Origin of the sequence: Helicobacter sp. 11S03491-1 (assembly GCF_002272835.1) — a bacterium.
In the GTDB taxonomy this organism is placed as follows: domain Bacteria; phylum Campylobacterota; class Campylobacteria; order Campylobacterales; family Helicobacteraceae; genus Helicobacter_J.
In genome coordinates, this window is sequence record NZ_MLAO01000002.1 from 1 (window position 1) to 21,275 (window position 21,275).

Sequence of the window (21,275 nt, forward strand, 5' to 3'; positions counted from 1 at the left end):
CAAAAAAGCGCTAAAAGCCCGGTTTTTTGTTACCAAAAGATGGGTTTAGCTCTTTGTATTTTATCTCTGATGATCTTTGTGATTTATTTGTAAAAAATTGACATACATTCAAAATCAAACTAACATCAAAATCTTAATGATTCCAATTTATCTGTCAAAGTGATGAGGGTGTTGGGGTTGGTATTTCTTTGTTAAAGAGTTTGATTATTTAGATACAAACACTCTTTTAGGGTTAGAAGAAGAAATAGGAAAATTAGAGAAAAATACCCTGGCATTTTGTAATAAAAACCCTGCTTTCCATGTTCTTATTTGGGGTGACAGAGGATGTGGCAAAAGCTCAATGATAAAAGGAGTACTCACAAAATTTCTCAACCAATTCCATATTACATTGCGCGTGATTGAAATTGAGATGTGTGTAACCTCAAACAGACGACACCTTATTGTTGAAGAAGAAAATATTCAAGAAATACATCAAAATTGGTTAGTTTTTGAGGTTAGAGTAGTGTTTTATTTCTGTGACTCTAAAAACTTTTAATAAATAATATAATATATTTTGTTATCAATATAGAATTATGAAAAATAGTTGAATAGAGATATAAAATTAGGATAAATAATTGAGAGAATATGCTTTGAAACATCCCCTTAACCCTGTTTATGATGAAGATTGCAAAATTTTGATTCTTGGAAGTTTTCCATCAAAAAAATCTAGAGAAAGCTTTTACTATGCTCATTCTCAAAATCGTTTTTGGAAAATTCTATCTCGTTTATTTGGGATGGAGAACTTAGAGAGTATTGAAATGAAAAAAGGAATTTTGTTAATGCATCATATTGCTTTGTGGGATGTGGTTGGACAATGTGATATTCAAGGATCTAGCGATGCCTGCATTCAGAATGTTATCGCTAATGATATAAATAGAATTTTAAGATTAGCTCCCATCAAAAGGATTTTTGCTAATGGCAAAAAAGCAGGGGAATTATACTTAAAATACTCTTACCCTTCTACAAAACAAGAAATTACTGTTTTGCCCTCCACAAGTGCGGCAAATGCAAAATATAGCTTGGATTTATTGCTAAAAGAATGGAGCGTCGTAGCTAAAAAAATATAAAAATTTGCTTAGTTTTTTAACTATTTATGATTTTTGTCTAAAATTTTTGTTTAAAAACCATCTAATGAGGAGTTACAATGAAGTATAAAGTTTTGATAAGCACTATTTTGGCAGGAGCATTGAGTTTAAGTGCTTTTAGTATCCAAGATATGCCAAATGTTAATAAACGTGTGAGCCCTGATATTGCGCCCGGGACGATTTATTCTTATAATGATTCCGTGCAGCAAGCTTCAAAAGCGGTTGTGAATATTTCTACACAAAAGAAGATTAAAAATCAGATGACAAATAACCCCATGTTTAATGATCCTTTTTTCCAACAATTTTTTGGAGACTTGTATAGTCAAATTCCAAAAGATAGAATTGAGAGAGCGCTAGGAAGCGGAGTGATTATTTCTCCTGATGGTTATATTGTTACGAATAATCATGTTATTGATGGTGCAGATAAAATCACTGTTACCTTGCCGGGAAGCACACAAGAGTATTCTGCTACACTTGTAGGGGCAGATCCTGATGGAGATATAGCAGTGATTAGAATCAACAAGAAAGACTTGCCTTTTATTAAATTTGCCAATAGTTCTGATTTGCGTATGGGGGATTTGGTTTTTGCTATAGGAAATCCATTTGGAGTAGGAGAAACTGTGACACAAGGAATTATTTCTGCATTGAATAAAAATGGAATGGGGATTAATAACTATGAAAATTTTATCCAAACCGATGCTTCTATTAATCCGGGAAATTCCGGAGGTGCATTGATTGATAGTAGAGGTGCGCTTGTTGGGATTAATACAGCCATCATTTCAAGAACAGGGGGCAATCAAGGTATTGGTTTTGCTATCCCTTCAAATATGGTTAAGACTACCGCAACAGAGCTCATTAAAAATGGAAAAATAGAAAGAGGTTATTTGGGTGTAGGGATTCAAGATATTACCAATGATTTAAGAGGAACTTATAATGACAAGCAAGGTGCAGTTGTTATCAGTATTGAAAAAGACTCTCCGGCAAAAAAATCAGGATTAATGGTGTGGGATTTGATTACAGAAGTTAATGGTCAAAAAATAGATAATGCTGCAGAACTTAAGAATCTTATTGGTTCACTGAGTCCTAATCAAAAAATCACTATCAAATATATTCGGAATAAGCAAGAGCATACAGCTACAATTATTTTAGGGGAGAGAAAAAATAGTAGCAAAAAAGAAGTAACTGTGCCAAAAGACAATGCACAAGGACAGCTTAGCGGGCTAAAAGTAGAAACACTTACTCCTCAAATCAGACAAAGATATAAAATTCCTAATGATATTAATGGGGTGATGGTTACTTCAGTTGCAGAAAATTCACCTGCAGAAGATGCCGGGTTTATGCAAGGAGATATTATTTCTCAAATTGAAGATATTAGCATTAAGAATACAGCAGACTTTACCAAAGCTCTTGATAAATATAAAGGTAAGTTAAAAAGAATACTTGTTTATGGGAATAATGGCATTAAAACAATTGTAACTAAATAGTCTCTTTTTATTTAACTCCCCTTCAAAAGGGAGTTAAGAGTTAGATAACTTTAGCATTGCTTGCTTTATAAGCCAAAAATAGAAGTAAAAATGTAAGGATAATAAACAAAATAAGAGGCGGATTCCAAGAATGGGACAAATCATAAATGAACCCTAAAAATATAGGTCCTACTGCTGCAATTAAGTAACCAAGAGACTGAGACATTCCGGAGAGTCGGGCTACTTTTTGAGGGTGGGATACTTTTGTTGAAATGAACAGAAGTGCAATTCCAAACATGCCGCCCATTGGGAAAGAAAGTAAAATTGTTGCTATAAGTACAGCCATCGTATTGTGATAGAGATATAAAATCCCAAAAGCAAAACCATACAAAAAGCATAGAGCACCTGTCAAAAGATGTTTATTTTTATTGCGGATTCTTGTGATAGCTATAGGAGCAAGCAAGGCTATGGGGATGGAACATACTTGGTATAAAAGTGTCATATTGGAGGCAAAGTGCATGTTAAAGCCTTTGCCTATTAGGATAGAAGGGAACCAAGCCACAACACTATAGAAAATTAAAGATTGCACACCCATAAACAACGTAATCCACCAAGCTGTACTATAGTGATAAATAGCCTTTGAGTCTCCTTGTGTGATTTTTGAAGTTTTGTATTTCCTTCTACCTCCCAGATGAGGATACCACAATATCAAAGCTATGACGCCTATAAGAGCCCAAATAGCTAACGTATGATGCCAACCAAAGCCAAAAGATATAGCCAGAGGTACAGAAATCCCCGCACCAATGCTTGCAGATATGGTCAAAACAAGAGAATAAATACCCATAATTTTGCCAAATGTTTTTGGAAATTTTGTTTTGATAATGCTAGGGAGTAACACATTGGCAATAGCAATCCCTGCTCCCATAATCAAAGTCCCTATAAAAAGACCTATTTCTCCCAAATAAGAGCGAATTATTTCTCCTAAAATAATCATAATAATGCCATAAAACATAGTAATAGCGTATTTAAATCTTGCTACTAATGGGGAAAAAAATGCAAAGGCCAAAAGTGGTAATGTAGTAATGAGTCCGGCAGTAGCGCTAGAAAATTGATATTGATCTTTAATAAGCTCAATAATAGGACCAACCCCGGTAATAGGACCTCGTAAATTAAGCGTTATAAAAATAATTCCCAACAAAATAAAGCATTCAATATTTTTTTTGCTAAACATTAATAAATCTCCAAAAATAAAGAACTGATTATACTTAATTTTTTATAGAATTAAATTGAGTTTGTATTTTAATAATATTATCAATAATTCTTGGAGTGCCCCGAAGTAGAGAATAAGCATTGATATAGTAAATTCGCGCATTTTTTGCTGCTTTTGTCTTAGATAGCAAAGGATTGGTGCGTAAAAGATCGTTTTGATTGCGAACCCTAAGACCATATAAAATAATTTCAGGATTTTCTTTGAGAATAAATTCTTCAGAGAGTATGGGTCTTGCTCCGGCGACATCTTTAGCAATGTTTGTAATCCCGAGAGTTTGCAAAATATCATCAGGCAAAGTGCCTGGTGTAAAAACCATTAAGGGGGAGTCTGAATAAATCAAAACGCCTTTTTTATGAAGAGGGTGTTTTTTGATATTTTTGATCTTATCTTTATAATCAGCAATGAGTTTTTTGGCTTTTTCTTCTTCGCCAACTATGTCGCCTAAGGTTTTTATATTTTGAGCTATTTCATTCAGATTGTCAGCTTTGAGATAGAGAGTTTTGATTCCAAAGGTTTCAAGTTTTTGTTTCAGATTTAAGCTATAAGAACTTAAGATAACCATATCAGGTTTTAGGGCAATAATTTTTTCAAGAGAGGGGTGTGAAAATGTCCCTACACTTTGAAGTTTTGAAGTTTTTTCTTTGGGGTAAATTTGTGAGTTTTGCATATTTGCAATAGCAAGAATACTATCTTCTCTCTCTAGCATATACAGAATCTCAATACTTGCAGGGTCCAAAACAATCAAAGCTTGCTTAGAGAATCCAAAGTCTAAAAACAAGCACAATAACAATAATATTTTTTTCATCTTTTTTCCTTTTTTGGGATAATAAATGGACGTCCATGATGGGTAATCACATCACAAGCAAATCCATAGACTTCTTCTAAAATTTCCGGATTAAATAATTCGCTTACTTGACCTTGATAAAGAATTTCTCCTTTTTTGAGAAAAAATATTTTTGTGCAAAATAAACTTGCTAAATTCAAATCATGCAAAACTACAATTATGGTTATTTGATTCTCCAAAGATAATTTTTCGCAGATTTTCATTATTTCAATTGCATAATTAATATCAAGAGCGCTTGTGGGCTCATCAAGCAAAAGAATTTTAGGTGAAGAGGCTAAAGCCCGCCCCAATAAAACTCTCTGAAATTCGCCTCCACTCAAAGTGAGAATAACACGCTTTTTTAAGTGATGGATGTGAAGCATTTTGGCTATGGTATCAATATGATGCATATCATTTTGGTCATAACCTTTGAGTGGATTTTGTAAGTAAGAATATCTCCCCATATACAAAACATCTTCAACCAATAATGGCATTGATAAAGAGGACTTTTGAGGCACAAAGCCAAGAATATTAGCTAATTGTTTATGAGAATAATCAGTGATATTTTTATTGATAATTTTGATATACCCTACATCGGGTTCTAAAATGCCCAAAATTTGTTTGATGAGAGTGCTTTTGCCACTCCCATTGCTGCCTAGTATCCCAATAAATTCACCTTTTTTGGCTTCAAAATTAATATTTTGGAGAATTTTGTGGGTATGGTAACTAAAATTTAATTCTTGGATACTGATGGATTCTAGCATGGTTTGAAACTTTTTTGAAACGCAAGATAGAGAAAAAAAGGTGCTCCAAAAAAAGCCGTGATCACACCAATGGGAATTTCTATAGGAGCAAGGATTACCCTTCCAAAAGTATCGCAAACAAGCAAAAATACCCCACCCAATGCGCAAGACATAGGAAGTAAGAGAGAATGGTTATTAGTTTTTAGAAGTATGCGAATTGTATGGGGGATAATAAGACCAACAAAGCCTATCAAACCGCTAAACCCTACGCAAAATGCTACTCCTAAAGAACTGGCAATCAAAAGAGATCTTTTGGATTTTGAAACATTTATACCAAGACTTTTGGCTTCATCATCTCCACTTAGAAGAATATTAAGCTCCAATCTTTTGATATAAAAATAAATCAAACATCCCGTCACCGGAATAATTAGAATAAACACTTCTTTCCATGAAGCACCCCCAAGATAACCCATAAGCCAAGCTATAATTTTAAAAGAGTCTTCCCCGATAAGATAAATACCCAAAGTTGTGAATGCTCCTAAAAATGAAGACATTGCGATACCTATGACAAGTAATGTAGTGATGTTTTGTCTTTTTGAAATAGAAAATATCAACAATGAAAATCCAACACAACAAACAAATCCAAAAATTCCATAGTAAAAATCAGGCATTTTTAGAAGATAGGCTAAGATTGCCCCAAATGTAGCGCTTGAAGCAATGCCTATAATATAGGGGTCTGCAATAGGGTTGATAAAAACACTTTGGACAACCAGTCCTGATGTTGAAAGCAGCATACCAATCAATATTGCCATCAAAACTCTAGGCGCTCTAATATCCATTAAAATAATTTTAGCCATTGTATCCGGATTGCTCCATTCAAGAGAAACACTCCCAATACTTAAGGCTATAGGGATAACCACTATGTAGGATAAAATAATAAATAAGTAAAGTCTAAAAATCATAGCGGAGTTCAGCATAATAGCTTCTACCTGGGGCAGGGATATAGCCTGCAGTGATAAATTGATCTTGGCTTTTAGCTAATTGATATTCATAATAAAGAGTGTTGAAGATATTGCGAATACCTCCATTGAATTTAAATCCTTTGAAACTATAATTAAATCCTAAATCTGTGAGGATATAGGCATCAACTTTAGAATAACTATTATCTACAGAAGGACCAAAAAAGCTGTTGTTAGTAAAAATGCTTAAGAGTTGGCGAGTGGTTTTGAGAATATCATAAGCAATTCCTAATGTAATTTTGTAATCTTTGGCTAGAGGCACTTTTTTATTTTTATTGATACCTTTAGTTATTGAGGCATCCAGATAGGAGAGGGATTCATTTAGATGAAGGGAATTAAAAATATCTTGAATGCCAATCAATTCTACTCCTAATCTTTGAGTTTGATTAAGATTGGTGTAATTCCAGATAAGACCATGAGAGATTTGATTGATATTGATTTCATCTTGAGTGAGTGTATAATAAAGGGTAGCTGAGAGATAGCTATAAGCAAATTCATCTTTCCAACCCAATTCAAAAGTATCATATTTCTCAGGTTTAAGACCATTATAATAAAGTCCTTTTTTGTTAGAATCCATAAGTTGGTTGGGAGATGGGGTAATAAAGCCGCGTTCATACTTGGCATACACATTCCCGGTATCTGAATATTTGAAATTAGGGGTAAGCTCTAGGGCATAATTATTTTTGGATTCATGAAGGTGAAAATATGGATCGTTTTTACCATCGGGACCTGTATAGTCTGCTAAAACAGTAAAAAGCATTCTGCTATCAGCATTAACGCGAGTGAATTTATTTCTACCTAAACTATAAAGGCTATTTTCATATCTTGCCCCACCACTGAGTTCAAACCATTTAAAGAATTTATATCTATCAAGAATATAAAAAGAGTTGGATAATTTTTGTGCATTAAGATTGCTTGTCCAAAAATGATCCCTCAAAATTCCTGAAGTCAAATCAATCATTGTAGGTTTATGTGTAGTAGTATCTAGCGGCATACCGGGAAATTTTTTTGCTGTTGTCGTAACGACATAATGAGATTTGGAATCTCGTAGGGTATTTTGGTAGAGGAAGTCATAGCCAAACAAAAGAGTATTTTTGTATTTATCCCACTTGCCTTTAAAATTCAATCCGGCTGCTTGATTGAAAAAGCTTGTTCCGGATTCATCAAAGGGTGTTGTCTGACCATGTGATTGGGCTTGAGAAATATTGGTGGGGTAGTTGGTGTGATTCATTTCATAAAAACCTAACAAATCAAAATCCCATGAATCAGTTTTGATACGATAATCTATGGAGGTGCTTACAAAATCTTCTAAACTCTTGATTTTGCCCTTTCCTTGCGCCCTTCGATCTTTCTTGATCTCCTCAAAGCTGAGGGCTGGAGAAGTGATAGAGAGTGAATGGGAATAATTAACATTGAGGTTTAAGGACTGATTGGAGGTAATTTGGTAGCGTGCTTGCCCTCCAAGATAATAATTAAAAAGACTATCTCCCCTTCGGTATCCATTTGTATTGGCAACGCTTGCATCGGCTTTGAGAAAGAATTTCTCGCCAAAATTTCTACCTGCTGATATGTCTGCCCTTCCAAATAAAGTATTTTTAGCTTGGTAGGAGCCACCCTTTAGTGTTAGATTGGCAAAGTTTTTAGGATTTTGTTTGGTTACAATATTAATAACCCCTCCACGTGTCCCATTCCCATATACTACTGCCCCTCCCCCCGGTAAAACTTCTATAGACTCAATATCTTCAATGTTAATCATATTGATAGGCGTGGTTCCATGGCTCGTATCTAAAAGATTAATAGGGACGCGATTAACCAGGACTTTGACAGCCATATTCGCTTCTCCTCCTTGCCCTCTTAAATCAATATTCCCTCCAAAGCCATTATTAGAAAAACTCAAAAGCGGCACATATTTGAGTGCTTCATCCAGAGATTGATAGCCTTTATTTGTAATTTGATCTTTATCTATGACATAGATATTCCTAGGCTCATCTTTTAGTTGCATGTCAAATCCTGTAGCTGAAGTTACTACTTTATTTAATGTGGCTTCTGTTTGATTGGCGGCGTATAAAATTTGGAATAAAAATACGCTTAAAGCTAATATTTTGCGTTTTTTCATTATTCTATCCTTTTAGTTGTAGTAATTATTATCATTATAGATGATAATTACTTTATATTCCTTTAAAAAGATAGAGACAATAAATCTTATTTTTATATATTTCTAGTTATATAAAATACTAGAAATATATAAACTTTAGGACAAAAAAATAATAAAATTCTAAAAAGAATAGCGGAGTTCAGCATAATAACTTCTGCCTGGGGCAGGGATATAACCGGTAGTTTGTGAATAAGAAGCATAACTTTGATAATCAATATAGAGTGCGTTATAAATATTGCGTGCTCCTAGGTTAAACGTAAAACCATCTTTTAAGAATTTTATCCCAAGATCCCCTAAAATATAAGCGTCCATTTTTGCAAAGTTGTTATCTAGACGAGGACCCAAAAAAGAATTATTTAAAAAAATACTTGCCAGAGTTTTATCTTTTTTGTAAAAATCATAGTTAAAATTAAGCGTCATTTTGTATTCATTGGTGTAAGGAACCCTTTTATTTTTTGCATTTGAAGTGACTGTCTTGGTGATTTTGGTATCTACATAAGAGATAGATTCTGCGATAGAAAAAACATCAAAAAATTCTTGCATGCCTGCTAATTCTATCCCCATTCTAGAAGTGCGTCCTATATTCTCATAAGTGTAGTAAAATCTGGATTTATCAATCATATTAAGAAGAAACTCGTTTTGAGTATCCGTATAATAGGCTGTGAGTGAGAGAAATGTCCAAGAAAATTCATCTTTCCAACCTAGCTCGTAGGTGTTATAAGTAGATGGTAAAAGTTTTTTATTAATATTTGTCCCGCTCTCATCACTTCTAAGGAGATAAAATGCCAAAGGGGCAATAAAGCCGCGTTCATACTTGGCATACACATTCCCGGTATCTGAATATTTGAAATTAGGGGTAAGCTCTAGGGCATAGCTATTGATGAAACGAGTTTGGAAATAGAGATTTTTTGATTGCCCTTTCGCTTTTTTGTAGATATTGTAATAGCTATTTTCATATCTTGCTCCTGCTGTAATGTCAAAATAATTCAAAGGTTTGATTTGATCGAGTATATAAATAGAGTTTGCCCATCGGCTATCTCCCGTGTATAGTGTATCACTGGAAGTACTTCCTCTTGGAGGAGATTTGCTTCCAATAATGCTTCCTCCATAAATAGAATCAACCCCAAACATTAAGATATTTTTGGTGATGCTATATTTACCTTTGAGATTAATCCCTCCTTGTTCGCTATAAAATAAGGTAGGATTGCCTATGATGTCTTTTGCAGGGGTCTTTGTGATATTTTTATAATAGTTTTGGGTAAATTGATAATAACCTAAACCATCAAATTCTAAATTATTACCTATTTTGCCTTTGTAGTGCAATGAAGTCATGAAAAAGTCCAGATTTCTGTCTGTTGTTGTTCTTCCGGCAGAGCGTCTATCAGCTTTGAGTTGTTTATAAGTAAGGTTGCTTGAAGTAAGGGATTTGCTATAGGAGTAAGTGGCATTAAAATCAAGTGAGTGATTCTCATTGAAGTCATAAAGAGCTTCTATATCTCCAAACCAATTGGTAAGATCTTGCTGTTTGCGATAACCCAATTGAGTTTGAATGGAGGCATTAGCTTTGAGAAAGAATTTCTCAGTAATGCGTTTCCCACCAGAGAGGTTGTATTGAGTAAAACCTGTTTGTGAGGCTTCATAACTCCCGCCTTTAAGTGTCATTGAGGCATAATCACGAGGATTGCGTTTGGTTACAATATTAATAACCCCTCCACGTGTCCCATTCCCATATACTACTGCCCCTCCCCCCGGTAAAACTTCTATAGACTCAATATCTTCAATGTTAATAGAATTAAATGCAGTAAAACCATGAGTGTTCATTGCATTGATAGGGACGCGATTAATGAGGACTTTAACAGCTGTTTTAGCATCTCCACCTTGAGAACGCATATCTATTTCATTGCCAAATGCAGAGCCTGAAAAAGTTACTATAGGGATGTAAGTTAGGGCTTGTTCAATAGATTGATAACCTTTATCTTCAATAGTCTTTTTATCGATAACAAACATATTTCTTGCCTCATCTTTTAGTTGTGTATCAAATCCCGTAGCTGAAGTTACTACTTTGTTGAGTGTGGCATCAATTTCATCAATTGCATTTAGGTATTGCAATAACAAAGAAGCCGTGATTAGAATTTTGTATAATTTCATCTGTTTAATAACCTTTCGTATTTTGTTTTTGGTTTGGCACTCTAAAGAACGTTAAGATCACTGCGACAAGATATAAAATCCTGCTTCGTTCCTGGAGTTGCTAATTTATTTCAAAGTTTTACTTTGTTATAAAATATAATTATAATAACGATTATTATTATATATAATAGAATCTTAAAAATAAGCAAGGAATAAACCAAATAATTAAATTTTATTTTTTAATTAGAAGATGGAGTGTTTAGGAGAGAGATAATTAATATAAAGAAGCAAGTTATATCATATATTTAGATATAAGATTAATTAATAAATATAAAGAATGTCTATAAATCGCGGTTTAGATTATTGCTTTGTTTGAAAATTAATATAAAGTCTAAGTGGATACATTCTTTGGATTTTGGAATAGCTTAATAATTTTTTAAATAGAATTCAAAATAAAAGACAGCCGTTATCTTTTGTGAGTTGGCATACTGATGAGAATATGATCTCTGAGGGGTAGGCAATACAGGCAAATACTTTTGTATAATTCTCTTAGGTTATTTTTGTTAGTTTTTAAAATCATCAAAAAAGAAGTTAATAGTATTTTTGGCTATTTTGATTCTATTCGTTCCTATTTGCAAATAATTTTGAATATATTTTGATATATTTTAAGGAAATGGGGAAAATAGGGGTGGTGTCAAGAGGGAGACTTGAACTCCCGACCTCCGGCTTATGAGACCAGCGCTCTAAACCAGCTGAGCTACCTTGACCTAAAAGGATCGTAATTATAAGTGAAATCGCTTAAAAAGTCAATAATCAAAGGGTAATATCCACTTTTTGAAGGGTATTATAAGCATTTTTGTAGCGTTGTAAAAAATGATCCAGATTTTGCATTTGTATGCCAAAAGCTTTTTGCGCATTTTTTTCATAGGGAGTTGATGGTTTTAGGGCTTGTTGGTGATCCGGAGAATTATATTTGCCATTGTAGAAATTTGTTAAGCTATAAAGAGATTGGGCTGCAAGCATCTTGTCTCCTTCACTCATTCCTGCAGTTGCTCTTTTGAATGCATCATACTCATCATTACTCATAAGTTCCAGAACAAGTAACCCATAAGTTTGTCTTTTTTCTATATCTTCCGGGGGAGGCGTTTGAATTTCTTGGGGGAGAGTTTCGGGAGATTTTTTTTGCTTAGGGTTTTGAGTGCGTGAAATTTCAGCAGTGAGGTTTTGATCTTTTGAAGTTTGATTATTGAGTAAATTGTATAAAGATGTTTTTGGTAATTGTGAATTGATTTCCATACAAGCACTCCGAATTTTTTACAATTCCCAGCAAAAATCGCTCCAAAATTACTTTAAAATTATTCTTTACATATCTTGAGTTTTTCAAAAACTCTCAAGATTTTATCCACAGTTTCTTTTGCCGTATTTAAATTCATTTTTTGATGGCAAGGTATTGAAATTTCTGCGCGATAAAAATCTCTTGCATTAGGGAGCTCAATCTCTCCTAAAATTTGCCTATATAAGCTAAATTCATAAATGGGTTTGTAATGGACTTGAACTCCAAGCCCTTCTTGTTGGAGATTCTTAAATAATTCTTCTTTGGAGCACCAGAATTCCGGTGCAAGAATAATGGGATAAAGATGGTTGGTTGTTTTGTGTAATAGATTTTGATGTAATGTAAAAAAATAAGGATTAGATATGAAAGCCTTATCATAAAATTGTGCAATTTCTTCACGAATATTCAAAAATCTTTGAATTTTTTTGAGTTGCGAGATACCTAAGGCTGCTTGTAAATCTGTCATTCGAAAGTTAAACCCGCTTGTGATGACATCTGTGTTCCAGAGTTTCTTCTTGATAACGCCATGAGAACGGATCAGTTTGGCTTGTTCATAGATTGCAGAATTATTGGTGGCAAGTATCCCCCCTTCCGCGGTTGTAATAGGTTTGATAGCATGAAGGCTAAAAATAGTTGCATCTGCAAGTGTGCCGATTTTTTGTTGATGGTATTCTCCTCCAAATGCATGGGAGCTATCAGAGACAAAAGCAAGGTTATATTTTTTGCAAATAGATTGGATGCTTTGTGCTTCAACGCTATTGCCTGCATAATCAACACTTACAATGGCTTTTGTTTGAGGAGTAATGAGAGACTCTATTAGATTTTCATTGATATTTCCATCTCTTTTTATATCACAAAATATCGGCAAAGATCCACATTCAAGAATCATATTAGCTGTAGCAACAAAACTAATAGGAGAGGTGAGGGCATGGTGATTGGCATCCAATCCAATTGCTTTATAAGTAGCATAAAGAGCTGAGGTTGCAGAGTTAAAAACAAGTATATACTTGATGCCTAAATACTCTGAAAGTTTGGTTTCAAATTCTTCAATGAGAGCACCTTGAGTGAGATGGGGGCTTGAGAGGGCATGAAGGACTGCTTTTTTATCATCTTCTTCAATAAGCTGTGTGCTATAAGGATTCATCATTTTATCCCAATAATTTTGTTAATTTTTCTAAAGTAATTCCTTGGGTTTGATGAGAATCTTTGAATTGTTTTTCTTTGAGCGCAGATTTATCTAAGACATCATAATTCTTATCTGTTTTTTCAAGTTTTTCAAGATCTTTTTCAAGTTTCTCATTAAGAAGATTGATGGCTTCTTTGGCATATTTTTTTTGAGTATCAAGATTTTTGATAAAAGCAGAAATATTTTTAGAATCTTCTATCTTTATCTCAGAAGGTCTGATTGAATGGGCATCAAGTTTGATGTCTGAAGTAAGGGAGCGATAGTTTTTAGCAAAAACATTCTCTCCATCAAAGGTAGCATTATTGAATGTTTTGACAATCTCTTCTTTGAGATTTTTAGCCTCCGGGTCTTCTTTAGATGATCCTTGCGCTATTTTGAGAAGGGCTTTGCTCTGATGAGTCATTTCATCAATACTTTTAATAATTATTTGAAGAGAACCAATAGCATTATTAATATTTTTTGTAGATTGAGAGAGTTGATTGTCGTTGATCTCAATAGAATCTTGAGAATTTTGAATATTTCTTAATTGCTTTTCCTCTTGAGTAGTTTTTTGAGTGTGCTGTGAGAGGATTTTGTCTTTAGATGCTGATGTATGAAAAGGAGCAATCTTCATTCCCATTCCTTTGGCATATTTTCATCAATACAAGCATTTGTTATTCCATATTTTGCTCTAAATATTTGGTATGTATTTTAGAATGCTTGAAATCAGCATTATCCATCATTTTTAAGTGAAAGGGAATGGTTGTTTTGATCCCTTCAATACAAAATTCTCTTAAGGCTCTTTTCATTTTTGCAATTGCTTTATCTCGATTATTTCCCCAGACAATCAGCTTGCCAATCATGGAATCATAAAACATAGGGACATTATAACCTCCATAAGCATGGGTATCAAGTCTTACATGCGCGCCTCCCGGAGCAATCCATTTGGTAATTTTGCCCGGACAAGGATAAAATTTTTCAGGATCTTCAGCTGTAATACGACATTCAATAGAATGTCCTTTTAAAATAATGCTTTCTTGCTTGGGCAATTCTTCACCTTGTGCAATTTTGATCATCCATTCTACCATGTCCAGACCACTTACCATTTCACTAATAGTATGTTCTACTTGAAGTCGGGTATTCATCTCCATAAAATAGAAATCTTTATGATTAGCATCTAAGAGAAACTCAAAAGTACCCGCTCCTACATAGCCAATATATTTGGCTGCTTTTACGGCAGTTTCTAAAAGAGATTTCCTCACTTCTGTATCCAGGACTATTGCGGGAGTTTCCTCAATTAACTTCTGCTGTCTTCTTTGAGCAGAGCAGTCCCTCTCACCTACATGGATCACATTGCCATGTTTGTCTGCAAGAATTTGGACTTCTATGTGCTTGGGGTTGCGTATGAATTTTTCCATGTAAATAGTCCCATCGCCAAATGCACTTAAAGCCTCACTTTCAGCAGCCAAGTAAAGATTTTTTAAAAGCTTAGGATCTTCTACAACTCTCATTCCTCTTCCCCCACCTCCTGCAGCAGCTTTGATGATGACAGGATAACCAATTTCTTCAGCTACTTCTTGGGCTTCTTTGTAGCTTTTAAGAGCTCCATTGCTGCCCAAAATGACAGGGACACCGGCTTCTTTCATGACATCTTTGGCTTTGGATTTGTCACTCATCATTACCATTACTTCTGCGTTAGGACCTATAAACTCAATCCCATGATGAGAGCAAATTTCTACAAAATTTTGATTTTCACTCAAAAATCCATATCCGGGGAATATTGCATCAGCATCAAATAATTCAGCTACACTCATGATTGCAGGTATGTTGAGGTAGCTTTCAGAGGATTTTGGACCTCCAATACATACTTTGGCATCCGCAATATCAAGATAATGCGTGTCTTTGTCTGCTGTAGAATAAATAGCAATGGCTTCTTTGCCCATTTCTTGAATAGTGCGTATAGCCCTAAGCGCAATTTCTCCTCGATTGGCAATGAGAATTCGTTGAAGTGATTTTTTTTGCATTTGTTCCATGATATTAAATTTTCTCTACTTTAACAAGCTTTGTGCCAAACTCTACGGGTTGAGCGTCATTGACTTCCAGGCTAATCACTTTGCAATCACATTCTGCCTCAATTTCATTCATAATTTTCATCGCTTCAATGATACCTATAGTTTGACCTTTCTTGATAGTATCTCCAACATTGACATAAGGAGCAGAATCCGGAGATGGGCATCGATAAAATGTCCCTACCATTGGAGAAGTAATAAACTCTTCACTTTCAGAATTTGTTGTTGCATTTGATGGGGCTGCATTTGGCGTTGTTGTTCCAATATGGACAGGTTGATGATTGGCTAGAGACACATGGGATTGGATAGATGCAGGTGTTTGAACACAGGAAGATTGCTTATCAAGTTTGATTTCAAAATCATCCTGCTTAAGGTTTAAACGCATGATGTCTGAATGATTAAAAATCTCAATGAGTTTTTTTATTTCTGCGAGGTTCATAGCTGGGTCGTCCTTTTTAATTATGATTTGAAATTTCCGATTTTACATAATCGTTTTTTGTCTTTGGTATAATACCACAAGTTTAATTTAAAAATTAAGGAAGGGTTTTTTATGGGTTTAAAATCCGATAATTGGATCAAAGAAATGAGTCTCCATCATGGCATGATAGATCCTTTTTGTGAAGAGCAATTTGGGCAAAATGTTGTTAGTTTTGGGTTGAGCAGTTATGGTTATGATATTAGAGTTGGGGACGAATTTATGATTTTTACGAATGTTGGGGCAACAATAGTTGATCCTAAAGATTTCGATCATAGTAATGTTGTGAAAATTAATGCAGCCAAAGAAGGCTATTGTGTCGTGCCTCCTAATTCTTTTGCGCTGGCAAGGACGGTAGAGTATTTTAAGATGCCCAGAGATACTCTTGGGATTTGTTTGGGAAAAAGTACCTATGCAAGATGCGGGATTATCGTGAATGTAACACCATTTGAACCTGAATTTGAAGGTCATATCACAATAGAAATTTCTAATACAACGCCCTTGCCTGCAAAAATATATGCCAATGAAGGGATCGCTCAAGTGTTATTTTTGCAAGCAGATGAGGCTTGTAAGGTAAGTTACAAAGATAAAAGCGGTAAATATCAAGGACAGCAGGGGATTACTTTGCCTAAAATTTTAAAATAATTTTAGAATCTGTAGCTTACAGACAATCCATAGGTGTTTTGATAGATGCCTTTGGAAATTTCTTCTTGATCAACATCTATGTTGATATTCATATTTTTGTTGAGTTTATCTGTAACAAGATAAGAAACTCCATATCCCAAAATAGCTCCTGCAATAACTTGAGTGACGGTATGTCTTTGTGCAGTAATCCTTGAAATTCCCACCAAAGTTGCTAAAATTGTTGTGGGAACTCCCCATTGCCATCCATAACGTCTCTGCATAAAGCCGGCTGCGGAAAATGCTGATGCGGTATGCCCTGATGGGAATCCATCATAGCTTCCATTATTGGGTCTTTGACTGATTTTTGCCCAGTTGGGGTGATTTTTAGAAATTCCTACAAAGCTATACTTGATAGCAAATGTTGTTGCAAGCACACTCCCTGTCCCAATTGCCAGATAGCCCAATCCTTTATAATCTTTTTGAGTCAGAGAATAGACAGCTGCCATTGCAGGCAAAAATTGAAAAATATCTCCATAAATTTCAAATGCATCTTTTTTTCGTGCTTGAACTTGCGTCATCATACTTACTAAGATTAAAATAGTAAAAAATATTTTTAATTTATTCATTAATAGTCCTTAAATTTTATAGTGTGTATTATTACATATTTTTTATATTAGAGAGATTACTTTGTTTGAAATGTTTTGGATACAAGACTTAAAGTTTGTAGAATACCAAATTGAATTTTGGTATCATAGTATTATGGTATAGAATACAAAGAAAAATTCAAAAGGAGATATAGCTATAATGTTAGAAATATTCCCTGCTATTGATTTAAAAGATGGCCAAGCAGTTAGGCTGCATCAAGGTGATATGGCAAGTGCAAAAATTTATGGAAATGCAAAAGAGTTTGCTCGGAAATTTCAAGATATGGGATCAAAATGGGTTCATGTTGTTGATCTTAATGGTGCATTTTGTGGCGAACCTAAAAATCTTAAAGAAATTGAGGCGATTCGTAAATCTTGCAATCTCAAAATCCAACTTGGCGGAGGAATTCGTGATGAAAAAACAATAAAGAGATATGTTGATATGGGGATAGATAGGTTGGTGCTAGGATCGGTTGCTATGAAGAATCCTTCTTTTGTTAAAGAAATGGCAGTCTCATATAAAATAGCAGTTGGAATTGATGCAAAAAAGGGAATGGTTGCTACTGAGGGATGGGCGCAAACTTCTGAAATGCAAGCATTAGATTTGGCAAGAGAATTTAAAAGTACTTCTATTGATGCTTTAATTTGCACAGATATTGGTAGAGATGGTTGTTTGAATGGTCTCAATATTGATTTGACTTTACAAATAGCCAAAGTAAGCGATCATTTTTGTATTGCAAGCGGAGGGCTTAAAGATGAAAAAGATGTGTTGGAGTTGGAAAAAGAATTTAAGCGACAAAATATCAAAGGCGGTGTCATTATAGGTAAGGCTTATTATGAGGGTAGAGTAGATTTGGAGTCGATTTTAAAAAGATTTGCATAAAATATCTAAAAATTTTTTCATGGTTATTTATTATTAAAATGTGTTATTATTCTAAAAGCGAGTTTTTATAGAAAGACTATTTATTTAACATTTCATTAAGATTTTTTAAGGAGTAGGAATTGAAATTGCTGGTAGTAGATGATAGTTCTACAATGAGAAGGATTATAAAAAATACTCTTCAGCGATTGGGCTATGAGGATATTTTGGAAGCAGAACACGGTATAGAGGCATGGCAATTATTAGATACAACAGAGGGCATAGAGATCTTGATAACAGATTGGAATATGCCTGAAATGAATGGTCTTGATCTTGTCAAAAAAGTGCGCTCAGATCCCAGATATACAGAAATTCCAATTATTATGGTTACTACAGAAGGGGGAAAAGCAGAGGTAATTACTGCTTTGAAAGCAGGAGTAAACAATTATATTGTTAAGCCTTTCACCCCTCAGGTTCTTAAAGAAAAGCTTGAAGTTGTGTTGGGTACTAATGAATAAAAGGTTTTTATGCAAGAACACTATTTTGAGACAATCATAATCCCCAGTGATTGCGCAGAGGTTTTTGCTGACTTTATTATTGAAATTACAGGCGAGGGGATTGAAGAAAAAGATATCCAATCAGATATTTCAAAAATTCTCCAACATCCTGTGTATTTCAATATTTCATCTTTATGCTTACCCCAAAAAGCCTACATAGTCTATTCAGTATCAAATCCTCAAGACAAGCTTATTGCTTTGATCGAGAATTTATGTCTTGAGTTGTCTGAAAGATTGGAACATGTCATTGGATTTGCCTATCAGACAAAAATTTGTAAAAATGAAGATTGGATTGAAAATTATAAAAATAGCATTATTCCTATTGTACAGGGAAAATTCTACATCCGACCAAGTTGGTATCAACCCCTAAAAGATAAGATTGATATTGTGATCGACCCTGCATTGGCATTTGGATCCGGACATCATGCAAGCACTTCTATGTGTCTTGAATTTTTATGTCAGACCTCTTTGAAAGGAAAAGATATTCTTGATGTGGGTTGTGGGAGTGGGATTTTATCTATAGGCGCTAAAAAGCTTGGGGGCAATGTTCATTTGTGTGATACTGATGAATTTGCTATTATTGAGAGTAAAAAAAATTTCGCTCTCAATGGATTGAATATTGATAAAATTTGGCAAGGTTCTGTGGATAAGACAAATCATTTATATGATGTTGTGGTCGCTAATATTTTGGCAGATATTATTAAAATTCTTTCTCAAGATTTTATGAATGTTTTAAAACCTTGCTCAATTTTGATATTATCAGGAATCTTAAAAGAGTATGAGCAATCTGTTTTAGATAAATTTAGTGATTTTAAAATACTGGGCATTTTAAACAAAGAAGGCTGGGTAGGATTAAAACTTACACAAAAATAATATAATTAATTTAAATTAAAAAAGAGGAAAAGATGGCACAAAACAATAACCAAAATCCAAATAATCCTAATAATAAAAAACCATTCACGCAAAATCCTTTAATATTGTTTATTATATTTGCAGTGGTTGCCTTGATTGCTTTCAGAATTATGAGCCCTGATGATGGTGGCTTGATGGAGCGTTTTGGAGCAACAAGCAGCAAGAATGTTAATTATTATGATCTAAAACAATTGATTAAGAACAAAGAAGTAACTTCTGTAAGTATTGGGCAAACAATCATTAAAGCTACAGGCACAAGCGCAAATGGGCAAAAAATAGTCTATATTGCTAAAAAAGTTCAAGATCCATCTCTTGTGCCTTTGCTTGATGAGCAAAAGATTGATTATAGTGGCTTTAGTGAATCAAATTTTTTTACTGAAATGTTTGGTTGGCTTCTGCCTGTATTTATCATTTTGGGTTTGTGGATGTTTATGGCAAATCGTATGCAAAAAAACATGGGTGGGGGTATTTTTGGAATGGGAAGTTCTAAAAAACTTGTAAATGCTGAAAAACCAAAGGTAAAATTTGATGATATGGCAGGGAATGAGGAGGCAAAAGAAGAAGTTGTTGAAATTGTAGATTTTCTTAAATATCCCGATAGATATGCTTCATTGGGTGCAAAAATACCTAAAGGAGTTTTGTTAGTAGGTCCTCCGGGAACCGGAAAAACACTTTTAGCAAAGGCTGTAGCGGGAGAAGCAAATGTCCCATTTTTTTCAATGAGCGGGAGCAGTTTTATTGAAATGTTTGTAGGACTTGGAGCAAGTAGGGTGAGAGATTTATTTGAAATGGCAAAAAAAGAAGCCCCCAGTATTATCTTTATTGATGAGATAGATGCAATTGGTAAATCTCGTGCTGCGGGGGGAATGATTAGCGGGAATGATGAGAGGGAACAAACACTCAATCAATTATTAGCAGAAATGGATGGTTTTGGTTCTGAAAATGCTCCTGTAATTGTTCTGGCAGCGACAAATAGACCTGAGGTTTTAGATCCTGCGTTGCTTAGACCGGGTCGATTTGATAGACAAGTGCTTGTAGATAAACCTGACTTTAATGGTAGAGTAGAAATTTTAAAAGTACATATCAAATCAGTTAAATTGGCGCGCGATGTAGATTTGCAAGAAATTGCAAAGCTTACAGCGGGTCTTGCTGGCGCAGATTTGGCGAATATTATCAATGAAGCAGCATTGCTTGCCGGGAGGGGCAATCAAAAAGAAGTGAGTCAAAAACATCTCAAAGAAGCTGTAGAAAGAGGTATAGCCGGATTGGAGAAAAAATCTCGCAGAATTTCTCCCAAAGAGAAAAAGATTGTTGCTTATCATGAGAGTGGGCATGCTGTGATTGCAGAAATGACAGAGGGTTCAGCAAGGGTTAATAAAGTCTCTATTATTCCCAGGGGTATGGCAGCGCTTGGTTATACATTAAACACTCCTGAAGAAAATAAATATTTAATGCAAAAACATGAATTGATTGCAGAAGTAGATGTTTTGCTTGGGGGGAGGGCTGCTGAAGATGTATTCTTGGGTGAGATTTCAACAGGGGCGAGTAATGATTTGGAGCGAGCGACAGATATTATTAAATCAATGGTAAGTTATTATGGGATGACAGATGTGAGTGGTTTGATGGTGCTAGAAAAGCCCAGAAACTCCTTTTTGGGGGGAGGACTAGGAAATTCTCGTGAATTTAGTGAAAAAACGGCTGAAAATATGGACAGCTTTATTAAAGAGACTTTAAATCAACGCTATATTCATGTCAAACAAACATTGCAAGACTATAAAGAAGCTATTGAAAAAATGGTTAAAGAATTGTTTGATAAAGAAGTTATTGAAGGGGCAAGAGTGCGAGAGATTATTTCTGAATATGAAATTCAAAATTCCCTCAACACACGCTTAGTAAGCAGAGAAGAGAGTTAG

Annotated in this window: 19 protein-coding genes, 1 tRNA gene and 1 pseudogene; 8 read left to right on the top strand and 13 right to left on the bottom strand. The window is 34.5% G+C overall.

All coding sequences use genetic code 11. The features are described from left to right. Nucleotides 1-202: 202 nt before the first annotated feature. From BKH45_RS08790 to BKH45_RS01250, 3 genes and pseudogenes are all read left to right on the top strand, one after another. Nucleotides 203-535: pseudogene (locus BKH45_RS08790) on the top strand (DUF815 domain-containing protein); the annotation flags it as partial. 79 nt (nt 536-614) lie between these two features. Then, nucleotides 615-1,106, top strand: a complete 492-nt coding sequence (locus BKH45_RS01245; protein ID WP_095273661.1) for a DNA-deoxyinosine glycosylase — start codon at nt 615-617, stop codon at nt 1,104-1,106. A gap of 77 nt (nt 1,107-1,183) precedes the next feature. Then, nucleotides 1,184-2,608: a Do family serine endopeptidase gene (locus BKH45_RS01250; RefSeq protein ID WP_095273662.1), complete on the top strand. Its 1,425-nt coding sequence runs from the start codon at nt 1,184-1,186 to the stop codon at nt 2,606-2,608. A gap of 40 nt (nt 2,609-2,648) precedes the next feature. On the opposite strand, the gene BKH45_RS01255 is transcribed toward BKH45_RS01250, so the two are convergent. From BKH45_RS01255 to accB, 12 genes are all read right to left on the bottom strand, one after another. Then, on the bottom strand, nt 2,649-3,818 hold the full coding sequence (locus BKH45_RS01255) for an MFS transporter (RefSeq protein ID WP_095273663.1): 1,170 nt from the start codon (nt 3,816-3,818) through the stop codon (nt 2,649-2,651). A 34-nt stretch (nt 3,819-3,852) separates the two neighbouring features. After that, nucleotides 3,853-4,662, bottom strand: coding sequence for an ABC transporter substrate-binding protein (locus BKH45_RS01260; RefSeq protein WP_095273664.1), 810 nt, complete (start codon nt 4,660-4,662; stop codon nt 3,853-3,855). Continuing rightward, nucleotides 4,659-5,444: an ABC transporter ATP-binding protein gene (locus BKH45_RS01265; protein WP_095273665.1), complete on the bottom strand. Its 786-nt coding sequence runs from the start codon at nt 5,442-5,444 to the stop codon at nt 4,659-4,661. Before BKH45_RS01265 ends, BKH45_RS01260 begins: the two co-directional genes overlap by 4 nt. Next, entirely contained in the window at nt 5,438-6,400 is a 963-nt protein-coding gene (locus tag BKH45_RS01270) for an iron ABC transporter permease (protein WP_257874471.1), read from the bottom strand. The genes BKH45_RS01265 and BKH45_RS01270 overlap by 7 nt, the downstream gene beginning before the upstream one ends. Beyond that, on the bottom strand, nt 6,375-8,558 hold the full coding sequence (locus BKH45_RS01275; protein ID WP_095273667.1) for a TonB-dependent receptor: 2,184 nt from the start codon (nt 8,556-8,558) through the stop codon (nt 6,375-6,377). The genes BKH45_RS01270 and BKH45_RS01275 overlap by 26 nt, the downstream gene beginning before the upstream one ends. Nucleotides 8,559-8,717: 159 nt before the next feature. Continuing rightward, a complete protein-coding gene (locus BKH45_RS01280) occupies nt 8,718-10,745 on the bottom strand; it encodes a TonB-dependent receptor (RefSeq protein ID WP_095273668.1) in 2,028 nt (675 codons plus the stop codon). 668 nt (nt 10,746-11,413) lie between these two features. Continuing rightward, a tRNA-Met gene (locus BKH45_RS01285) sits at nt 11,414-11,491 on the bottom strand. 46 nt (nt 11,492-11,537) lie between these two features. Then, nucleotides 11,538-12,020: a hypothetical protein gene (locus BKH45_RS08710; protein ID WP_143428364.1), complete on the bottom strand. Its 483-nt coding sequence runs from the start codon at nt 12,018-12,020 to the stop codon at nt 11,538-11,540. A 59-nt stretch (nt 12,021-12,079) separates the two neighbouring features. Next, the gene (gene pseC / locus BKH45_RS01295) at nt 12,080-13,201 is read right to left on the bottom strand and encodes a UDP-4-amino-4,6-dideoxy-N-acetyl-beta-L-altrosamine transaminase (protein ID WP_095273669.1); all 1,122 of its coding nucleotides are present in this window, start codon (nt 13,199-13,201) and stop codon (nt 12,080-12,082) included. Between the two features lie 4 nt (nt 13,202-13,205). Further along, on the bottom strand, nt 13,206-13,856 hold the full coding sequence (locus BKH45_RS01300; RefSeq protein ID WP_095273670.1) for a hypothetical protein: 651 nt from the start codon (nt 13,854-13,856) through the stop codon (nt 13,206-13,208). Nucleotides 13,857-13,896: 40 nt separating this feature from the next. Next, nucleotides 13,897-15,255 (bottom strand): acetyl-CoA carboxylase biotin carboxylase subunit, encoded by a 1,359-nt coding sequence (locus tag BKH45_RS01305; protein ID WP_095273671.1) that lies wholly within the window; start codon nt 15,253-15,255, stop codon nt 13,897-13,899. Nucleotides 15,256-15,259: 4 nt separating this feature from the next. Then, nucleotides 15,260-15,730: an acetyl-CoA carboxylase biotin carboxyl carrier protein gene (accB, locus tag BKH45_RS01310; protein ID WP_095273672.1), complete on the bottom strand. Its 471-nt coding sequence runs from the start codon at nt 15,728-15,730 to the stop codon at nt 15,260-15,262. Between the two features lie 111 nt (nt 15,731-15,841). Between accB and dcd the strand changes: the two genes are divergently transcribed. After that, a complete protein-coding gene (dcd, locus tag BKH45_RS01315) occupies nt 15,842-16,411 on the top strand; it encodes a dCTP deaminase (protein ID WP_095273673.1) in 570 nt (189 codons plus the stop codon). Nucleotides 16,412-16,413: 2 nt separating this feature from the next. Here the strand turns inward: dcd and BKH45_RS01320 are convergent, their stop codons facing one another. Beyond that, nucleotides 16,414-17,016, bottom strand: a complete 603-nt coding sequence (locus BKH45_RS01320) for a phosphatase PAP2 family protein (RefSeq protein WP_095273674.1) — start codon at nt 17,014-17,016, stop codon at nt 16,414-16,416. Nucleotides 17,017-17,194: 178 nt separating this feature from the next. On the opposite strand from BKH45_RS01320, the gene hisA reads away from it, so the two are divergent. The 4 genes from hisA (at nt 17,195) to ftsH (ending at nt 21,275) form a co-directional block, all read left to right on the top strand. Further along, entirely contained in the window at nt 17,195-17,917 is a 723-nt protein-coding gene (gene hisA, locus BKH45_RS01325; protein WP_095273675.1) for a 1-(5-phosphoribosyl)-5-[(5-phosphoribosylamino)methylideneamino]imidazole-4-carboxamide isomerase, read from the top strand. 119 nt (nt 17,918-18,036) lie between these two features. After that, nucleotides 18,037-18,411 (top strand): chemotaxis response regulator CheY, encoded by a 375-nt coding sequence (locus BKH45_RS01330; RefSeq protein ID WP_095273676.1) that lies wholly within the window; start codon nt 18,037-18,039, stop codon nt 18,409-18,411. A 9-nt stretch (nt 18,412-18,420) separates the two neighbouring features. Next, on the top strand, nt 18,421-19,323 hold the full coding sequence (locus tag BKH45_RS01335; RefSeq protein WP_095273677.1) for a 50S ribosomal protein L11 methyltransferase: 903 nt from the start codon (nt 18,421-18,423) through the stop codon (nt 19,321-19,323). A 32-nt stretch (nt 19,324-19,355) separates the two neighbouring features. Beyond that, on the top strand, nt 19,356-21,275 hold the full coding sequence (gene ftsH / locus BKH45_RS01340) for an ATP-dependent zinc metalloprotease FtsH (RefSeq protein ID WP_095273678.1): 1,920 nt from the start codon (nt 19,356-19,358) through the stop codon (nt 21,273-21,275).

Excerpts from the sequence above, each read along its gene's own strand:
- BKH45_RS01320 (WP_095273674.1), bottom strand. The coding sequence starts at position 17,016 with ATGAATAAATTAAAAATATTTTTTACTATTTTAATCTTAGTAAGTATG.
- BKH45_RS01265 (WP_095273665.1), bottom strand. The coding sequence starts at position 5,444 with ATGCTAGAATCCATCAGTATCCAAGAATTAAATTTTAGTTACCATACC.
- hisA (WP_095273675.1), top strand. The coding sequence starts at position 17,195 with ATGTTAGAAATATTCCCTGCTATTGATTTAAAAGATGGCCAAGCAGTT.
- ftsH (WP_095273678.1), top strand. The coding sequence starts at position 19,356 with ATGGCACAAAACAATAACCAAAATCCAAATAATCCTAATAATAAAAAA.
- pseC (WP_095273669.1), bottom strand. The coding sequence starts at position 13,201 with ATGAATCCTTATAGCACACAGCTTATTGAAGAAGATGATAAAAAAGCA.
- BKH45_RS01280 (WP_095273668.1), bottom strand. The coding sequence starts at position 10,745 with ATGAAATTATACAAAATTCTAATCACGGCTTCTTTGTTATTGCAATAC.
- BKH45_RS01300 (WP_095273670.1), bottom strand. The coding sequence starts at position 13,856 with ATGAAGATTGCTCCTTTTCATACATCAGCATCTAAAGACAAAATCCTC.
- BKH45_RS01335 (WP_095273677.1), top strand. The coding sequence starts at position 18,421 with ATGCAAGAACACTATTTTGAGACAATCATAATCCCCAGTGATTGCGCA.
- BKH45_RS01305 (WP_095273671.1), bottom strand. The coding sequence starts at position 15,255 with ATGGAACAAATGCAAAAAAAATCACTTCAACGAATTCTCATTGCCAAT.
- dcd (WP_095273673.1), top strand. The coding sequence starts at position 15,842 with ATGGGTTTAAAATCCGATAATTGGATCAAAGAAATGAGTCTCCATCAT.
- BKH45_RS01275 (WP_095273667.1), bottom strand. The coding sequence starts at position 8,558 with ATGAAAAAACGCAAAATATTAGCTTTAAGCGTATTTTTATTCCAAATT.
- BKH45_RS01260 (WP_095273664.1), bottom strand. The coding sequence starts at position 4,662 with ATGAAAAAAATATTATTGTTATTGTGCTTGTTTTTAGACTTTGGATTC.
- accB (WP_095273672.1), bottom strand. The coding sequence starts at position 15,730 with ATGAACCTCGCAGAAATAAAAAAACTCATTGAGATTTTTAATCATTCA.
- BKH45_RS08710 (WP_143428364.1), bottom strand. The coding sequence starts at position 12,020 with ATGGAAATCAATTCACAATTACCAAAAACATCTTTATACAATTTACTC.
- BKH45_RS01270 (WP_257874471.1), bottom strand. The coding sequence starts at position 6,400 with ATGCTGAACTCCGCTATGATTTTTAGACTTTACTTATTTATTATTTTA.
- BKH45_RS01250 (WP_095273662.1), top strand. The coding sequence starts at position 1,184 with ATGAAGTATAAAGTTTTGATAAGCACTATTTTGGCAGGAGCATTGAGT.
- BKH45_RS01255 (WP_095273663.1), bottom strand. The coding sequence starts at position 3,818 with ATGTTTAGCAAAAAAAATATTGAATGCTTTATTTTGTTGGGAATTATT.